18 protein-coding genes are annotated in these 14,620 nt (G+C 75.9%); 10 read left to right on the top strand and 8 right to left on the bottom strand.

Features of this window, described 5'->3' with window-relative positions; all coding sequences use genetic code 11:
- Positions 1-29: 29 nt before the first annotated feature.
- Positions 30-398, top strand: coding sequence for a hypothetical protein (locus IEY94_RS06200; protein WP_189169076.1), 369 nt, complete (start codon positions 30-32; stop codon positions 396-398).
- Positions 399-531: 133 nt separating this feature from the next.
- Here IEY94_RS06200 and IEY94_RS06195 read toward each other — a convergent pair whose 3' ends face one another.
- Genes IEY94_RS06195 through IEY94_RS06175 form a run of 5 tightly spaced genes read right to left on the bottom strand, consistent with a single transcriptional unit; the run spans position 532 to position 5,220 of the window.
- A complete protein-coding gene (locus IEY94_RS06195; protein WP_189169075.1) occupies positions 532-1,812 on the bottom strand; it encodes a bifunctional RNase H/acid phosphatase in 1,281 nt (426 codons plus the stop codon).
- Entirely contained in the window at positions 1,809-2,549 is a 741-nt protein-coding gene (locus IEY94_RS06190; protein WP_189169074.1) for a zinc ribbon domain-containing protein, read from the bottom strand. The genes IEY94_RS06195 and IEY94_RS06190 overlap by 4 nt, the downstream gene beginning before the upstream one ends.
- The gene (locus tag IEY94_RS06185; protein ID WP_189169362.1) at positions 2,546-3,361 is read right to left on the bottom strand and encodes a Nif3-like dinuclear metal center hexameric protein; all 816 of its coding nucleotides are present in this window, start codon (positions 3,359-3,361) and stop codon (positions 2,546-2,548) included. The genes IEY94_RS06190 and IEY94_RS06185 overlap by 4 nt, the downstream gene beginning before the upstream one ends.
- A gap of 55 nt (positions 3,362-3,416) precedes the next feature.
- On the bottom strand, positions 3,417-3,974 hold the full coding sequence (locus tag IEY94_RS06180; protein WP_189169073.1) for a flavoprotein: 558 nt from the start codon (positions 3,972-3,974) through the stop codon (positions 3,417-3,419).
- A 16-nt stretch (positions 3,975-3,990) separates the two neighbouring features.
- Positions 3,991-5,220: a helix-turn-helix domain-containing protein gene (locus tag IEY94_RS06175; RefSeq protein WP_189169072.1), complete on the bottom strand. Its 1,230-nt coding sequence runs from the start codon at positions 5,218-5,220 to the stop codon at positions 3,991-3,993.
- Between the two features lie 265 nt (positions 5,221-5,485).
- Here IEY94_RS06175 and IEY94_RS06170 point away from each other — a divergent pair, with 265 nt between their 5' ends.
- A complete protein-coding gene (locus IEY94_RS06170; RefSeq protein WP_189169071.1) occupies positions 5,486-6,139 on the top strand; it encodes a bifunctional DNA primase/polymerase in 654 nt (217 codons plus the stop codon).
- Positions 6,140-6,412: 273 nt separating this feature from the next.
- Positions 6,413-7,018 carry a hypothetical protein gene (locus tag IEY94_RS06165; protein WP_189169070.1) on the top strand — a complete coding sequence of 202 codons (606 nt, stop codon included), beginning with the start codon at positions 6,413-6,415 and terminating at the stop codon, positions 7,016-7,018.
- Positions 7,019-7,401: 383 nt separating this feature from the next.
- Here the strand turns inward: IEY94_RS06165 and IEY94_RS06160 are convergent, their stop codons facing one another.
- Complete coding sequence (locus tag IEY94_RS06160) at positions 7,402-8,046, bottom strand: response regulator transcription factor (protein WP_189169069.1); 645 nt, start codon at positions 8,044-8,046, stop codon at positions 7,402-7,404.
- Positions 8,047-8,212: 166 nt separating this feature from the next.
- On the opposite strand from IEY94_RS06160, the gene IEY94_RS06155 reads away from it, so the two are divergent.
- Positions 8,213-10,411 (top strand): MMPL family transporter, encoded by a 2,199-nt coding sequence (locus IEY94_RS06155; RefSeq protein WP_189169068.1) that lies wholly within the window; start codon positions 8,213-8,215, stop codon positions 10,409-10,411.
- A 70-nt stretch (positions 10,412-10,481) separates the two neighbouring features.
- Complete coding sequence (locus IEY94_RS06150; RefSeq protein ID WP_189169067.1) at positions 10,482-11,747, top strand: sensor histidine kinase; 1,266 nt, start codon at positions 10,482-10,484, stop codon at positions 11,745-11,747.
- Positions 11,748-11,793: 46 nt separating this feature from the next.
- Here the strand turns inward: IEY94_RS06150 and IEY94_RS06145 are convergent, their stop codons facing one another.
- The gene (locus IEY94_RS06145) at positions 11,794-12,123 is read right to left on the bottom strand and encodes a hypothetical protein (RefSeq protein WP_189169066.1); all 330 of its coding nucleotides are present in this window, start codon (positions 12,121-12,123) and stop codon (positions 11,794-11,796) included.
- Positions 12,124-12,302: 179 nt separating this feature from the next.
- Between IEY94_RS06145 and IEY94_RS06140 the strand changes: the two genes are divergently transcribed.
- The 5 genes from IEY94_RS06140 to IEY94_RS06120 are packed head-to-tail and all read left to right on the top strand — an operon-like array spanning position 12,303 to position 14,074.
- Entirely contained in the window at positions 12,303-12,518 is a 216-nt protein-coding gene (locus IEY94_RS06140; protein ID WP_189169065.1) for a lipid A biosynthesis lauroyl acyltransferase, read from the top strand.
- Positions 12,515-12,859, top strand: coding sequence for a DUF6879 family protein (locus tag IEY94_RS06135; protein ID WP_189169064.1), 345 nt, complete (start codon positions 12,515-12,517; stop codon positions 12,857-12,859). The genes IEY94_RS06140 and IEY94_RS06135 overlap by 4 nt, the downstream gene beginning before the upstream one ends.
- Before the next feature lie 16 nt (positions 12,860-12,875).
- Positions 12,876-13,736 carry a helix-turn-helix domain-containing protein gene (locus tag IEY94_RS06130; protein ID WP_189169063.1) on the top strand — a complete coding sequence of 287 codons (861 nt, stop codon included), beginning with the start codon at positions 12,876-12,878 and terminating at the stop codon, positions 13,734-13,736.
- Positions 13,737-13,751: 15 nt separating this feature from the next.
- Positions 13,752-13,901 (top strand): hypothetical protein, encoded by a 150-nt coding sequence (locus tag IEY94_RS06125; RefSeq protein WP_189169062.1) that lies wholly within the window; start codon positions 13,752-13,754, stop codon positions 13,899-13,901.
- A 29-nt stretch (positions 13,902-13,930) separates the two neighbouring features.
- Entirely contained in the window at positions 13,931-14,074 is a 144-nt protein-coding gene (locus IEY94_RS06120) for a hypothetical protein (RefSeq protein ID WP_189169061.1), read from the top strand.
- A gap of 29 nt (positions 14,075-14,103) precedes the next feature.
- On the opposite strand, the gene IEY94_RS06115 is transcribed toward IEY94_RS06120, so the two are convergent.
- Complete coding sequence (locus tag IEY94_RS06115) at positions 14,104-14,544, bottom strand: ATP-binding protein (protein WP_229783366.1); 441 nt, start codon at positions 14,542-14,544, stop codon at positions 14,104-14,106.
- Between the last annotated feature and the right edge of the window lie 76 nt (positions 14,545-14,620).

Here is a 14,620-nt window from a genome sequence, read left to right as displayed (position 1 = left end):
GTCCGCAAGGCCAGCAGAGGGGGACCACCATGAGGAGCAGCATCGCCCGGCGCGCCGCCGGGATCACCGCCGCCGCCGCGGCCGTCGTGCTCGGCGTGCCGGGTGCGGCGAGCGCCGCCGCCGGCACCGTGCCGGTCGGGCCGGGGTACGGCCTGCAGTGCGTCGGCGGGTACGCCACCGGCTCCGTCCGGGGCGAGGGGCGGATCGTGACCGGGCCGGGGGCGAACTTCCAGCTCCGGTACGCCAACCAGCAGGTCGCCGGGTCCGGGATGCAGGTGGCGGCGTTCGCCGTCGAACTGCGGCCGGGGCTGCCGGGGTGGCGGGGGCCGGGGCACTACGAGTTCTGCGCCCGCAACAACGGCAGCTTCGGCACCGCCTTCATCGCCATCACCACCTGACCCCCGCGGCGGGCGGGCCCGGCCGCACCGCGGCACCCCGGCCGGGACCCGCCACCGCGAGAACGCCGGACCCGGCCCGCACCGGACCGGACGACGCGCGTCGGGCCCGACAATGCGGGTCGGGCCGGTGGTGTCAGGCCGGGGTCGGGGGCAGATGGGCGGTGTCGTTGACGGTGCGGACCGCGATCCCGCCGTCCGGCCACGTGTCGATCACCGACACCCCGGCCGGGTCCAGGTACAGCCGGTGCAGCAGGGCGTCCGTGGCACCCAGCGCGTCGCGGAGGATCAGCTTCAGCGGGGACACGTGGCTGACCAGCACCACCGTCCCCGTCGGGTGGTCGGCGCGCAGCCGGTCGACCAGCCGGCCCACCCGGCGGCCGACGTCGGCGAACGTCTCGCCGTGCGGCGGGGCGACGTCGGTGGCGGCGAGCCAGCGGTCGTGCAGGTCGGCCCAGCGCTCGCGGACCTGGGCGTAGGTCAGGCCGTCCCAGTCGCCGAAGTCGCATTCGACCAGGTCCGGCTCCACCTTCACCGGGACGCCGCCGGCCGCGGCGGCGATCGCCTCGGCGGTGGCGGCGCAGCGGGACAGCGGGGACGTCCGGACGGCGGTCAGGTCGGGGGCCAGCTCGGCGATCCGGGCGGCGACCGCCTTGGCCTGGGCGCGGCCGTGCGCGGTGAGCAGCGAGTCGGTGCGGCCGGCGTACCGGCGCTGGCGGGTCCGGTCGGTCTCGCCGTGCCGGACGAGGATCAGCCGCAGCCGCTCCCCCGCCCCGGCCACCACGCTCGGGTCGACGGCCGGCCGCGCCGCGGACCCGCCCGACCGGCCAGCCCGCGCCGCGCCCGTCCACGCCGCACCCGACTGCCCGGCGCCCGCCGCGCCGGACCCGCCCCGGCCGCCCGCCGTCCGACCGACAACCCCGCCGCCGACCGCCCCGACCGGACCCGGCGGCGGCTCGTCGAACAGGGCGGGTCCCGGGTCCCGGCGGGCTTTCGGGGGCTTGCCGGCGGCGGCGTCCATGGCCTCGTTGGCCAGGCGGTCGGCGTCGGTGTTGCGGGCGCGCGGGATCCAGCCGAACGCCACCGAGTCGAACCGGCGGACCAGCGCCGCCGCCTCCGCCGCCAGCGGCCGCAGGCCGGGGTGCTTGATCTGCCAGCGGCCGTTCATCTGCTCGACGACGAGCTTGGAGTCCATCCGGACCTCGACCTCGACCGCGCCCAGGTCGGCGGCGGCCCGCAGGCCGGCGATGAGGCCGGAGTACTCGGCGACGTTGTTGGTGGCGATGCCGATGGCCTCGGCGCGCTCCAGCAGGATCTCGCCGGTGCCGGCCTCCCGGACCACCGCGCCGTAGCCGGCGGGGCCGGGGTTGCCGCGGGAGCCGCCGTCGGCCTCGACGATGACGCGCAGGCGTTTCACAGGCCGGACTCCGGGGTGCGGACCATGATCCGGCGGCAGTCCTCGCAGCGGATGATCTCGTCGGGGGCGAGGCTCTGGATGCGGGCCTTCTCGCCGCCGGAGAACTCGATCCGGCAGCCGCCGCAGCGGCCCGCCCGGATCGGCGCGGCCGCCAGGCCGCCGGCCAGGTCCCGCACCTTGTCGTACAGCGCCAGCAGGTCCGCCGGCACGCCGGCGGCGATCGGACCGCGGGCGGTCCGCTGGAACTGCTCGTCCTTGTCGATCGCGGCCAACGCCCCGTCGCGGCGCAGCTCGGCGGCCTCCCGCTCGGACCGGCTGCCGGCCAGCTCGGCGGTGATGGCGTCGAGGGCGGCCTGCGCGGTCTCCCGCTGCTCCATCAGCTCCAGCTCGCTGTCCTCCAGCTCGGTCTGCCGGCGCTTGAGCGAGGCGACCTCGTGCTCCAGCGCGGTGACCTCGCGGACGGGCAGGCCGGTGCCGTCGAGCCGCTGCTCGTCCTTGGTCTTGCGGGCCCGGACCTGCTCGATGTCGGTCTCCAGCCGGCTGATGTCGCGGTCCAGGTCGTCGACCACGACCGCGGCACGGACCCGCTCGTCCTCCTGCTTGGACACGCGCAGCGCGAGCGCGTCCAGCTCGGCGTGCTCGGGCAGGGTCCTGCGGCGGTGCGCGAGCTGGGCCAGCGTGGTGTCGACTGCCTGCAGGTCGAGCAGGCGGAGCTGGGCGGCCGGTGCTGCCTTCACGGTTTCTCCTTCGCGACGGGGCTGGCGTGGTGGAGGGTCCACGGGTCGGTGTCGAGGTCGGACACGGTCACGGCGACCGGCAGGGCGTCGCGCAGGTACGCGGCGACATCGTCCAGCCAGGGGCGCTCGGTGGCCCAGTGTGCGGCGTCGAGCAGGGCGGGTCCCCCGTCGGCGAGGTGCTCGCCGGCCGGGTGGTGGCGCAGGTCCGCGGTGAGGAACGCGTCGGCGCCGGCGGCCCGGGCGGCGCCGAGGTAGCCGTCGCCGGCGCCGCCGCTGACCGCGACGGTCGCGACGACGCGGTCGGGGTCGCCGGCGGCGCGGACGCCCCACGCCGTCGCCGGGAGCCGGGCAGCAGCGTACGCGGTGAGGTCGCGCAGCGGCATCGGGGCGGGCAGCGCGCCGACCCGGCCGATCCCCCGCCCGCCGCCGGCCGCGGCGCCCTCGGCGGGGGCGAGCGGGCGCAGGGCGGTGAGGCCGAGCCGGGCGGCGAGCGCGTCGGACACGCCCGGGTTCGCGATGTCGGCGTTGGTGTGGGCGACGTACAGGGCGACGCCGCGGCGGATCAGGTCGTGCACGATCCGGCCCTTGTACGTGCCGGGGTCCAGCGTGCTGACCCCGCGCAGCAGCAGCGGGTGGTGGGCGACGATCAGGTCGGCGTCCGCGGCGAACGCCTCGGCGACGGTCTCCGGTACGCAGTCGACGACGCACAGCACCCGGCGGACGGGCGCGGCGGGCTCGCCGAGGACCGGGCCGACCCGGTCCCAGTCCTGCGCCCAGGCGCGCGGGTACCGGGCGTCGAGGGCGGCGACGATGTCGGCGACGGTGGGCGGGTGGTCCGGCTGCGGGCTCTGCGGCACGGGCGCGAGGTTACCAAGCCGGTACGGTATGCGCGGTCTGTGCCCGGACCCGGTCGAGTGCCGCGCACACCCCGGCCCACGGGAAGCCGGCCGGGTCGGCGGCGCCGGGGTTGGCCAGCGACCCCTCCTCCTGCACCACCGTGACCCCCCACTCGGCGAGCAGCGCGAGGCTCTCGCCGTACGCCGGGTGGGTGGCCATGGCCCGGTTGGTGAACGGCGCGGCGATGACCGGGCGGCCCAGGCCGAGCTGCTCGGTGAGCAGGCCGAGGACCAGCGTGTCGGTGATCCCGACCCGCCATTTGTTGATGGTGTTGAACGTGGCCGGGGCGAGCACGAGCGCGTCCGGCGGCGGGTGCACGTCGTCCTCGGCCGGGTGCTTGTAGCTGGACCGGACCGGGTACCCGGTGCGCTTCTCCAGCTCGGGCACGTCGACGAAGTCGCGGGCCTGCGGCGTGGTGACCACGCAGGTCCGCCAGCCGGTGCGGGCGGCGTGGTCGACGAGCACGCCGACGTCGCCGGCCGGCAGGGCGGCGCAGACCAGGGCGTACAGGGTGAGCGGCGGGCTCATCGCCGTACGCCTCCGCTCACACGCCCACCCCCATGTTCTCCGCCAGCTCCGCGATCGGCGCCGAGGGCGCGCCGCGGGTGCGCCGCAGCACGTCGGTGAGGACCTCGTGCGCGGCCGGCCGGCACCGGATTTCCGCCGGTGCCAACCTATCGCCTTCCAGCAGCAGCTCGCTGGCCTTCTCGACGTCACCCACCTGGGTGTAGGCGCGGGCGACGTCGATGAAGTGGTGCGCGCGGCGCTCGGGCAGCAGCGCGGCGAAGCCCTGCGGGTCGATCGCCTCGTGCGTGGCCACGGCCACCCGGCCCTCGCCCAGCTCGACCGCGGCCGCGGCCTTGTGCAGTTGGACGTTGGTCGGGCCGAAGCAGGTCCAGTAGTGGTTGTGGTCGCCGCCGAGCTGGGTGGCGGCCTCCTCGGCGCCGGCGATGAGGTCCCGGACGGTGGCGCTGCACCCGATCCGGGCGGCGGCCATGGCGCCGTTGAGCAGCAGCATGCCGTACACGCTGAGCCGCTCGGGGGTGGCCTCGCCGAGGTCGCCGGTGGCCAGCCGGTTGGCGATGTTGACGTTGACCTCCAGCGCCGGGCGGGCCCGGCCGAGCGCCAGCAGCGAGCTGCCGACCCGGTAGCTGGCGATGCCGGCGAGCAGGTAGTCCCCGGCCCGCTGGGAGACCGCGATCGACCGGTCGGCGGCGAGCCAGGACAGCTCGTGCTCGCCCAGCTTGCGCAGCGCCGAGGAGGCGATCTGGTACACCTGGCCGAGCAGGTGCGCCGCGGCCTCGGCCTGGTCGGTGCGCGCGTACGCGGTGTCGGCGGTCTGCGCGTCGCGCAGCAGCCGGGGCAGGGCGCGGGCCAGCACGCCGTACTTGGCGTGCTGGTAGGTCAGCCAGGCGTGGCTGACGGCCTTGCGCACCTCGTCCAGCCGGGGCGGCTCGGGCGCGGCGTAGAAGAACGCGCTGATCTGGTCGTACCGCTCCAGCGCCGAGCGGATCTCCTCGACCTCCATCTGGTCGATGCAGTTGATGCTGTCCGGCCGCCGCTCCGGCTCGCGGCCGAGCAGCAGCTGGGCGTCGACGGTGAGGACGTCGGCGATCTCGTAGATGACCGAGAACTTGTCCAGCCGGCGAACCCCGCGCTCGACCTTGTCCACCCAGCTCTTGGACTTGCCGAGCCGATCGGCGAAGACCTGTTGGGACATTTTGCGCCGGCCCCGCCAGTACGCCACCCGCCGTCCGATCGGCATCTCCTCCACCCCGGTGCCCTCCCCCTGCTCCGAGCGGACCGTCGGATCCCCCTTACCAGACGGCGCCCAATTTCGGCTGTCAAATGTGGACCTACGCACAATTTCCATCAATCGCACAGCTTGTGCGCCCAAGCGCCGGTTGATCCTCGTAGAACAGGTGCAAGTTGCACCCGCGTTCCTGCCAAACGGAACGAGCACCCGCGCGGGCGGTGACGGCCGGCGCGGACGTTCGCGCCAGGGCCCGTGACGAAAGGGGTAAAGCCTCATGCAACCGATGCCCGGAGCCCAACTGATCGATGTCGTCCGCCTCCGCCGGGCCGCCGCCCGGTACGCCCGGCGCGGCTGGACCGTCACCCCCGGCGCCTGGCGCACGGGCACCCGGTTCACCTGCGAGCGCAGCGGCTGCCACATCCACACCTGCCACCCGGCGCTGGACGCCTGGCAGGCCAGCGCGTCCACCGACCCGGCCACGGTGGAGGGCTGGTGGCGGCGCCGGCCGCGGACCGTCCTCATCGCCACCGGCGGTGCGGTCGACGTGCTCGACGTACCGGCGCACCTGGGGCTGTGGGTGCTCAGCCTGGCCCGGGTCCACGGGCACGTCCTCGGCCCGAGCCGGCGGCCGCTGCGCGGGCCGCTGGCCGTCACCCCGACCGGGCGGTGGATGTTCTTCGTCGCCGCCGGGGCGCCGCTGCGGCCCGAGCTGGACGGCCACCCGGACGTCCTGCTGCACGCCCGCGGCTCCTGGGTGCCCGCCCCGCCGACCCGGCTGCTGGAGGGCCCGGTGCGCTGGTCGGTCGGCCCGGCCGAGGTGAACTGGCAGCTCCCCGACCCGTACGCCGTGCAGGCCCTGGTGGCCGACGCGCTCAGCGCGGCGCCGGCCCGCCGCGGCGCGCTGCCCCGGCTGGCCCGGGCCGCGATGGCCGCGTAGTCGCGGTCGCGCCGGCACGTCCATAGTCGGCAGACCGTATTACGGCGAGTACGCACAGCGCGAGGTTTTCCGCCTGAATCAGTGATGTCCCACTTTCCGATCACCAGCGGCACCAGTGGCATATGCGGCGGTAAGGGCTGATCAGTCCTACGCCGACCGGCGAAACCCACCCGGATACCCGTCGATCCCTCCACCGATCGGCCGACCACGGGGATCGATGCCCGACCGCTAGGTTGGGAACCCGCATCGCGGAACCGGGGAAGGGACTTTCGCATGACACACACCCGCCGTTGGGTCGCCGCCGCGGCGACCGCCGCCGTCACCGCCGCCGCCCTGGCCGGCTGTAGCGAGAAGAGTTCCCCGGACGTGGGCGACGACGTGCTGACCAACACGTCGTCGTACGGGTTCGCCACGACCAAGGACGTCGGCACGGTCTTCACCACCGCGCTGACCGTCAGCGAGGTCGCCAAGGGGCCGATCATCATCGAGGACGTCGAGCCGGTGCTGGAGGGGGGCGTGGTCTCCGTCGACGGCACGGGCGTGCGCACGCTGTTCCCGGCGCAGAACGGCAAGGGCTTCGAGGAGATGGCCGAGTGGCCGCCGAAGGGCAAGTCCAAGGCCGACTGGGACCTGTTCGGCGGGCTGCAGGGCGACGGCAACTACGAGATCCCGGCGCCCGCCGCCGGCAAGCCGTCGGTGCTGCACGTGCTCATCGGCTACAAGGTCGAGAAGCAGGGGCGCGGGGTGCAGCGGGGCGTCTGGGTGACATACAACCTGGCGGGCAAGCAGCACAAGGCGTTCCTGGGCAGCTACGTGGCGATCTGCGCGCCCGCGGGCGCGGCCTGCGCCAAGGAGGGCCCGAAGGGCGAGGAGAAGTAGCGGACGTCCGCGCGGCCGGGTGTGGTCGGCGGGACGCCGCGGTCGTGCGCCGCGCTTCAGGCGGCGGACCGGCCGGGGCCGGCCCATCCGGTCGTGCGCATGGATGTCTCCCTTCTTTTAGTACGGATATGTGCGGCCTCGACTTGCCAATCGAGCGCCGCGCGGGGATCGCGAACAGGCGTCGGCCGACGCGGGAGCGCCCCGATCGCCTGAGTGAGAGTGCTCGCGGCACCGCGCGGAGCGCGGGCGGCGCGGCGGCCCGATGGGCGCCGGCTCGTCGAGCGCGAACCCGCCGGGCGGGCCGCTACCCCTACGAATGAGGGGATGCGGGCACCGTACCGCATCGGGCCGTCCACCGTGGACATTTTCGGCCGGGCGGGCGGTCAGGCGTTGAGGTAGGCGAGGACGGCGAGGACGCGGCGGTTGTCGTCCTCCGACGGCGGCAGCCCCAGCTTGGCGAAGATGTTCGCCGTGTGCTTGCCCACCGCCTTCTCGGTGATGAACAGCCGCTCGCCGATCGCCGCGTTCGACCGCCCCTCGGCCATCAGCGCCAGCACCTCCCGCTCCCGCGGGCTCAGCGCCGCCACCGGGTCCGCCCGCCGGTGGCCGGCGAGGAGCTGCGCCACCACCTCGGGGTCCATCACCGTGCCGCCGCCGGCCACCCGGCGGACCGCGTCGACGAACTGGGCGATGTCCGAGACCCGGTCCTTGAGCAGGTAGCCGACGCCGCCGCGGCGGTCCGAGAGCAGCTCGCGCGCGTACAGCCGCTCGACGTACTGGGACAGCACCAGCACCGGCAGGTCCGGCACCTCGGCCCGGGCGGCGATCGCCGTCCGGATGCCCTCGTCGGTGTGGGTGGGCGGCAGGCGGACGTCCACGATCGCCACCTCGGGGCGGTGCTCCAGCAGGGCGGCCAGCAGCTCGGGGCCGGTGCCGGCGGCGGCGACCACGTCGAAGTCGTGCGCGCGCAGGATCCGGATCAGGCCGTCGCGCAGCAGCGCCAGGTCCTCGCCGAGCACCACCCGCATCCCGTCCCCCTCCCGCGCCCCCGCAGCCTACCGGCCGGCGGGCGCCCGGCCCCGCACCGACAGGGGGGCCAGGCCCCCACCGGTACGGGGTCCCGCCCCAGTGCCGAGCCGGCCGCGCGCCCGAAGGATGAGGTGATCGTTTTCCGGACCCACGAGAGGCACCGCGATGAACCGACGGTCGGCGACCGTACGCCTGGCGCGCTGGAGCGCCACCCACCCCCGGCGGGCCGTCGGCCTGTGGCTGCTGCTGGTCGCCGGGTGCGTCGCGGTCGCCGCGGCCGTACCGACCCGGACCCTCCAACCAGCCGACTACCGCATCGGCGAGTCCGGCCGGGCGGAGGCGATCGTGGCCGACTCCGGCCTGACCGACCCGGCCCGCGAGCACGTCGTGGTGACCGCCCGGTCCGGCGCGCTGGACCGGGCCGCGGCCGACGCGGCGGCCGCTGACGCCGCCGCCCGGCTGCGGGCGCTGCCGGGCGTCGCGGCGGTCGACCCGCCGGTCCCGGCCGCGGACGGCTCCGCGCTGGTCGTACCGGTGACGCTGGCCGGCGACCCGGCGACCGCCGGCGACCGGGTGCGGCCGCTGCTCGACGCGACCGCCGCCGCGCAGGCCGCGCACCCCGCCCTGCGGGTCGAGCAGACCGGGCCGGCGTCGCTGGACCGCGGCATCGACGACCGGGTCGCCGCCGACCTCGGCCGGGCCGAGCTGTTCAGCCTGCCGGTGACGCTGCTGATCCTGCTGGTGGCGTTCGGCGCCGTCGTCGCCGCCGGGCTGCCGGTGCTGCTGGCCGGCACGTCCGTCGCGGCCGCGTTCGGCCTGGCCGCCCTCGTCTCGTACGCCGTGCCGTCCGCCGACACCATCGGCAGCATGATCGTGCTGATCGGGATGGCCGTCGGCGTCGACTACTCCCTGTTCTACCTGCGCCGGGAGCGGGAGGAGCGGGCCCGCGGCGCCGGCCCGGTGGACGCCGTCGAGATCGCCGCGGCCACCTCCGGGCACTCGGTGCTCGTCTCCGGCCTCGCGGTGATCGTCTCCATGGGCGGCCTGTACCTGGCCCGGGACGCCACGTTCGCCTCGCTCGCCACCGGCGCGATCATCGTCGTCGCGGTGGCGGTGCTCGGCTCGCTGACCGTCCTGCCGGCGCTGCTGGCCGGGCTCGGCGCCCGGGTGGACCGGCTGCGGATCCCGCTGCTGTGGCGGCTGACCAGTCGCGGCGGGGCGCCCCGGTTCGTCCCGGTACTGCTGCGGCCGGCCCTGCGCCACCCGCTCGCCACGCTGCTCGTCGCCGCCGCCGGGATGGGCGCGCTGGCGCTGCCCGCGCTGGACCTGCGCACGCAGTCCGGGTCGCTGGAGACGCTGCCGCGGTCCATCCCGGCCGTCCGGGCGTACGACCGGCTGCTGGCGGCGCTGCCGGAGCGGGGTACGACGTTCGTGGTCGCGGTCCGCGGTACCGCGGGCGACGCCGCCGCCGTACGGTCGGCGCTCACCGGCCTGGCCGCGGCCGCGCACCGGGACCCCGCGGTCGGCGCCGGCGCCGGCCGGGCGGCCGCGGTGCGCGCCTCGGCCGACGGCCGGGTGCACCTGCTGGACGTCGCCGCCCCGCACCGGCCCACCGGCGCCGGCGCGGACGCCGCGCTCGCGGCGCTGCGCGGCCGGCTGGCCCCGGCGGCGCTGGGCGGCCTCGCGGGCGCCGAGTACGCCGTCGGCGGCGAGGTCGCCGGCAACGCCGACGCGGCCGCGCACCAGCGGGGCAAGCTGCCGTGGGTGATCGGGTTCGTGCTGCTGCTGACGTTCGCGGTGATGACCGCGACGTTCCGGTCGGTGGTGGTCGGCCTGACCGCGGTGGCGGTGAACCTGCTCTCGGCGGTGGCCGCGTTCGGGGTGCTGGTGCTGGTGTTCCAGCGGGAGTGGGCGCAGGGGCTGCTGGACTTCCGGTCCACCGGGGCGGTGATCGACTGGATCCCGCTGTTCCTGTTCGTGGTGCTGTTCGGGCTGTCGATGGACTACCACGTGTTCGTCGTCCAGCGCATCCGCGAGGCCGTCGACGGCGGCCTGCCCACCCGGGCCGCGGTGGTCAAGGGCATCACCGGCTCCGCCGGGGTGATCACCTCCGCGGCGGTGGTGATGGTCGCGGTGTTCGCCATCTTCGCGACGCTGAGCATGGTCGAGATGAAGCAGATCGGCATCGGGCTCAGCACCGCGATCCTGCTGGACGCGGTCGTGGTCCGCATCCTCATCCTGCCCGCCCTGATGGCCCTGCTCGGCCGGGTGAACTGGTGGGCGCCGCGCTTCCTGCGGCGCCGGCCGGCGCCGCCACCGGCGGATCTGCCGGCACCGGAGCGGGACCTGCTGGTCAGCCGGTAAGAATGTGGGGGTCCGACCGGGCCCCCGCGCCATCGGCCGCCGCGGCGGCCCGGACGACCGGGGAGGCCGGATGTCGACGCAGGACGCCGCCGCCGCGCGCGGGCGCGGCGGGCTCGCGGTGGGCCGCAGCCTGGCGCTGAGCCTGCTGGCCGTACCGGCATTCCTGCTCGGCCTCGGCACCGTCGTACTGCTCGCCGCCACCGCCGTCGGGGTCGGGCTGCTGCTGTTCCCGCCGGCGGTCGGGCTGAACCGGGCCGTCGCCGGGCTGTACCGGCGGGTCGCCGGGCGCTGGTCGGGCGTACCGATCCCCCGGCCGTACCTGGACCCGCCGCCCGGCGCCGGCCCGGCGGCCCGGCTCCGCCGCGCGTACGCCGACCCGGCCACCTGGCGCGACCTGGCCTGGCTGCACCTCGCCCTGCTGGCCGGCTGGCCGCTGGCCGCGCTGCCGGTCCTGCTGCTGGGGTACGCCTGCGCGGGCCCGGTACTGGCGATCGTCGGCCAGTTCACCCGGGTCGGCTTCGGGACGGTCTGGTTCATCGACGGCCCGTTCGACACCGCGCTGGTCCTGGCCGAGGCGGCCGCGCTCGCCGCACTCGGCTGGACGCTCGCCCCGGCCGCGCTGCGCGCCCACGCCCGCTTCGCCCGGCTGCTGCTGGCCCCCACCCGGGCGTCGGCGCTGGCGCTGCGCGTCCGCCAGCTCACCGCCACCCGGACCGAGGTGGTCGACGCCCGGGCCGCCGAGCTGCGCCGGATCGAACGGGACCTGCACGACGGCGCGCAGGCCCGGCTGGTGGCGCTGGGCATGTCCCTCGGCCTGGCCGACGAGCTGCTGACCAGCGACCCCGAGGCGGCCCGGGCGCTGGTCCGCGAGGCCCGGACGGCGGCGAACGCGGCGCTGGCCGAGCTGCGCGACCTGGTCCGCGGGATCCACCCGCCGGTGCTGGCCGACCGCGGCCTGGCCGGGGCGGTCCGGGCGCTGGCGCTGGAGTTGGAGCCGGCGCTCGCGGTCGACGTCGCGGTGACGCTGCCGGGGCGGCCGGCGGCGCCGGTGGAGTCGGCGGTGTACTTCGCGGTGGCGGAGGCGCTGGCGAACGTGGTCAAGCACGCCGGGGCGGCGCGGGTGGGGATCGACGTGCGGTACGTGGACGGGGAGGTTCGGGTGGTGGTGAGCGACGACGGGCGGGGCGGGGCGGTCGTCGGGGGCGGGAGCGGGCTGGTGGGGGTGGCCGGGCGGCTGCGGGCGTTCGACGGGGTGTTGGTGGTGGAGAGTCCGGTGGGCGGGCCGACGACGGTCCTGATGACGGTGGCCGCCGAACTGGACAGCGGGGATGGGTAGTCGGGGTTGCTCGGGTGCGTGGGGCGTGTACGGATTCTCTGCCGGGTCAGTGGGGGTGACGGCAGAGGTCGGCGGCGGCCAGGAGGGCCCAGCCGCGGGTGATCGCCTGCGGGGGCGGGAGGGTATGTGCGCCATCCAGGACGAGGTTGCTGTGCAGGTCGACGGTGACGCCGTGCGGGAGGCGCGCGTGGCGCAGGTGCCGGTGGAGGCGGCCGGGCAGCCAGTCCAGCGGCGGCGGTTCGACGGCCGTGGCGGCCAGTCGGCGCAGCTCGGTCGCCATGGACTCGGCGATCCAGCGCCAAGTGGCGAACTCCGTCGGCCGCTGATTGGCGAGGTCGGCCAGCCCGGTCAGCAGGTGGCGCGGCAGGACGAGCATCGGCGCTCCCGGGAAGTGGTGGGCGAGTGCTCCGCACGCTAAGGCATGTGCACGAATGTGCGACAGGTGTTGCCGCGGTTGTTGCACAAAAGTCAAATCTTTGGCCACTGTGCTCAGTCGGGTCTGTTGTCGAGGCGGGTGCGGCCGGTACCGTCCCGCTATCCGACAGAGGGGGAAGCATGTCGGTCGAGTATCTGTGGAAGGACGGCGGCTCGGTGGACGGCGGCTGCCCGGCGCTGTACCGCGCGGACCGGGCCGGCGCGGCCGGCTACATCGTGCAGGGTCGGCACCTCAGCACCGCTGAACGCGGTGCGCTGCGGGAGGTCGCCGCCGACGAGGACGCGGTGTGGGTGCCCGCGAACATCCTCGACCGGCTCGCCGGCGGCGCCGGATGACCGGCCGGCCGCTCACCGGCGACGAGTTCGCGGTGGAGCTGGCCGGCATCGCGCGGTCGGCCTTCCGCCTCGAACTCCAGCCCGCGTACGACGAGCCGGCCGAGCGGGAACCGTTCGCCCGCTACCTCGCCGGCGCGCCCGCCGCCGCGACCGGCCTGCCCGCCGCCCGGCCCTGGCTGAGCCGGGTCCGGGAGCAGGTCGCCGCGGGGATGACGATCAGCCGGGTCCGCGTGCACGACGAGCCGCCGACGGCGTACCAGCGGTGGCAGCGGGCCGTGTCGGCCGCGAACGTCGCCGCTGGCGAGCGCATCGACCTGGCGGTGCGCGCCGCCGCCCGATGAGGAATGCTTCCGGAGCATGAGCGAGCGCGGCGCCGACGACCTCCTGCTGCGCCCCGACGGCCTGCCCGCGCGGCTGCGCGAGCACCGCAAGCGGGCGGGCCTGACCGGCGAGCAGCTCGCGGCCGCGGCCGGCTGGGCGGCGCACTCCAAGGTGTCCCGGATCGAGAACGGCCGGCAGTTGCCCAGCGACGCCGACCTGGCCGCGTGGGCCGGGGTGTGCGGGCTGGACGCCGCGGCGACCGCGGAGCTGCGGGCGCTGCTCGCCGGCACCCGGTCCGCCCGGCACTCGTGGCGGATGCGGCTGCGCGCCGGAGCGGCCGGCGTGCAGGCCGGGTACAACGAGCTGGTGGCGTCCTCGACGAACATCGCGCACTTCGAGACCGCGTTCGTGCCGGGGCTGCTCCAGACCCGCGCGTACATCCGGCGGGCGCTGGGCGGGCTCGGCGGGCCGCGCCGCCGCGACCCGGCGGACGTCGAGGCCGCGGTGCGGGTCCGGGTGGCGCGGCAGGATTGCCTGTACGACGAGGCCAAGCGGTTCGAGTTCCTGCTGGCCGAGCCGGTGCTGCGCTGGCTCGTGTGCGAGCCCGGCCACCTGGCCGCCCAGCTCGACCGCTTGCAGGTGATGCTGGACGCGCCGAACGTCCGGCTGGGCATCCTGCCGCTGCGGCCGGCAGCGCCGCTGCCGATCGGGGCGGTGAACGCGTTCCAGTTGTACGACGACGTGGCGATCGTGGAGACGTACGTCGGCGAGACGGTGCACGACGAGGACGACGCGCGGGAGTACCGCGCGGTCCTGGCCGCGCTGTGGGAGCACGCCGTCGAGGGCGAGGCGGCGCGGGTACTGATCGTGGAGGCGGCCGCGGCCCTGCGCCGCTGACGAGGGGCGATACGCGTGCCGGAACGGACCTGGACCGGCGGCGCCGACCCGTACCCGGTACTCGTGCAGGCACGCGTGTGTGCGGGGAGCGACGGCATCCCGTACGAGTACGCGGTGATGATCGTGTCCGGCCACCGCCGCCTGAGCTACCGGACAGCACCGTGAGCGCGAGGGCCCGACCGTGAGAAACAATCGTGATCGGCACGGCGGTGGTCGTCGGGGCGCTGATTGCTGCCGCGCTTCTGTTTCTGACCCCCGCCGGGGTCGAGGATCTCGGGAACACGCCGGTGACCGTCGACCCGTCGAACACCCCCAAGCCGAAGCTCTCGCACAACTGACCCGAGGTCCGCGGCCGGAGGGTGTCCGGTTAGTCGGGTGTGGTCGGGAAGGTCGCCCAGACGTGTTTGTGGGGGCCGGCGGTGTACCAGCCGACGTCCAGGGCGACCCGTTGGGCCACCCGCAGCCCCATCCCGCCGCCGTCCGTCCCGACCGCGTCCCGCACCCGCGGCGACTGCGCCGGGGCGCTGTCGGCCACGTCGAACACCAGGACCGCCGGGGCGCGCAGCAGCAGGGCGCGGGCCGGGGCGAGGCCGTGCCGCAGCGCGTTCGTGGCGAGTTCGGTGGCCACCAGCAGGACGTCGGCGGCCGTACTGCCGTCGCGCCAGCCCAGCGCCGCCAGCGCGGCCCGCATGCCGGCCCGGACCGCGGCCAGCGCGGGCGGGCCGTCGAGCGGCCAACTGCCGAGCGTCACGGCGCCGCCGGGCGGCCACGACGCTCTGAGGATGCCCGGCACAGCTCTGCCCTTCATGGTCCCGGAGGGATGCCGCTTCGGGCCCGGCCGGGGGCGGGCCCGAGCCGGTGGGGCGTGCCGCGGCGGGGCCGCG

The sequence above is a fragment of the Pilimelia anulata genome, assembly GCF_014647895.1.
GTDB classification, from domain to species: Bacteria; Actinomycetota; Actinomycetes; order Mycobacteriales; family Micromonosporaceae; genus Pilimelia; species Pilimelia anulata.
The sequence above is the reverse complement of the archived record's forward strand: the minus strand, read 5'-3'. Positions and strand labels throughout refer to the sequence as shown.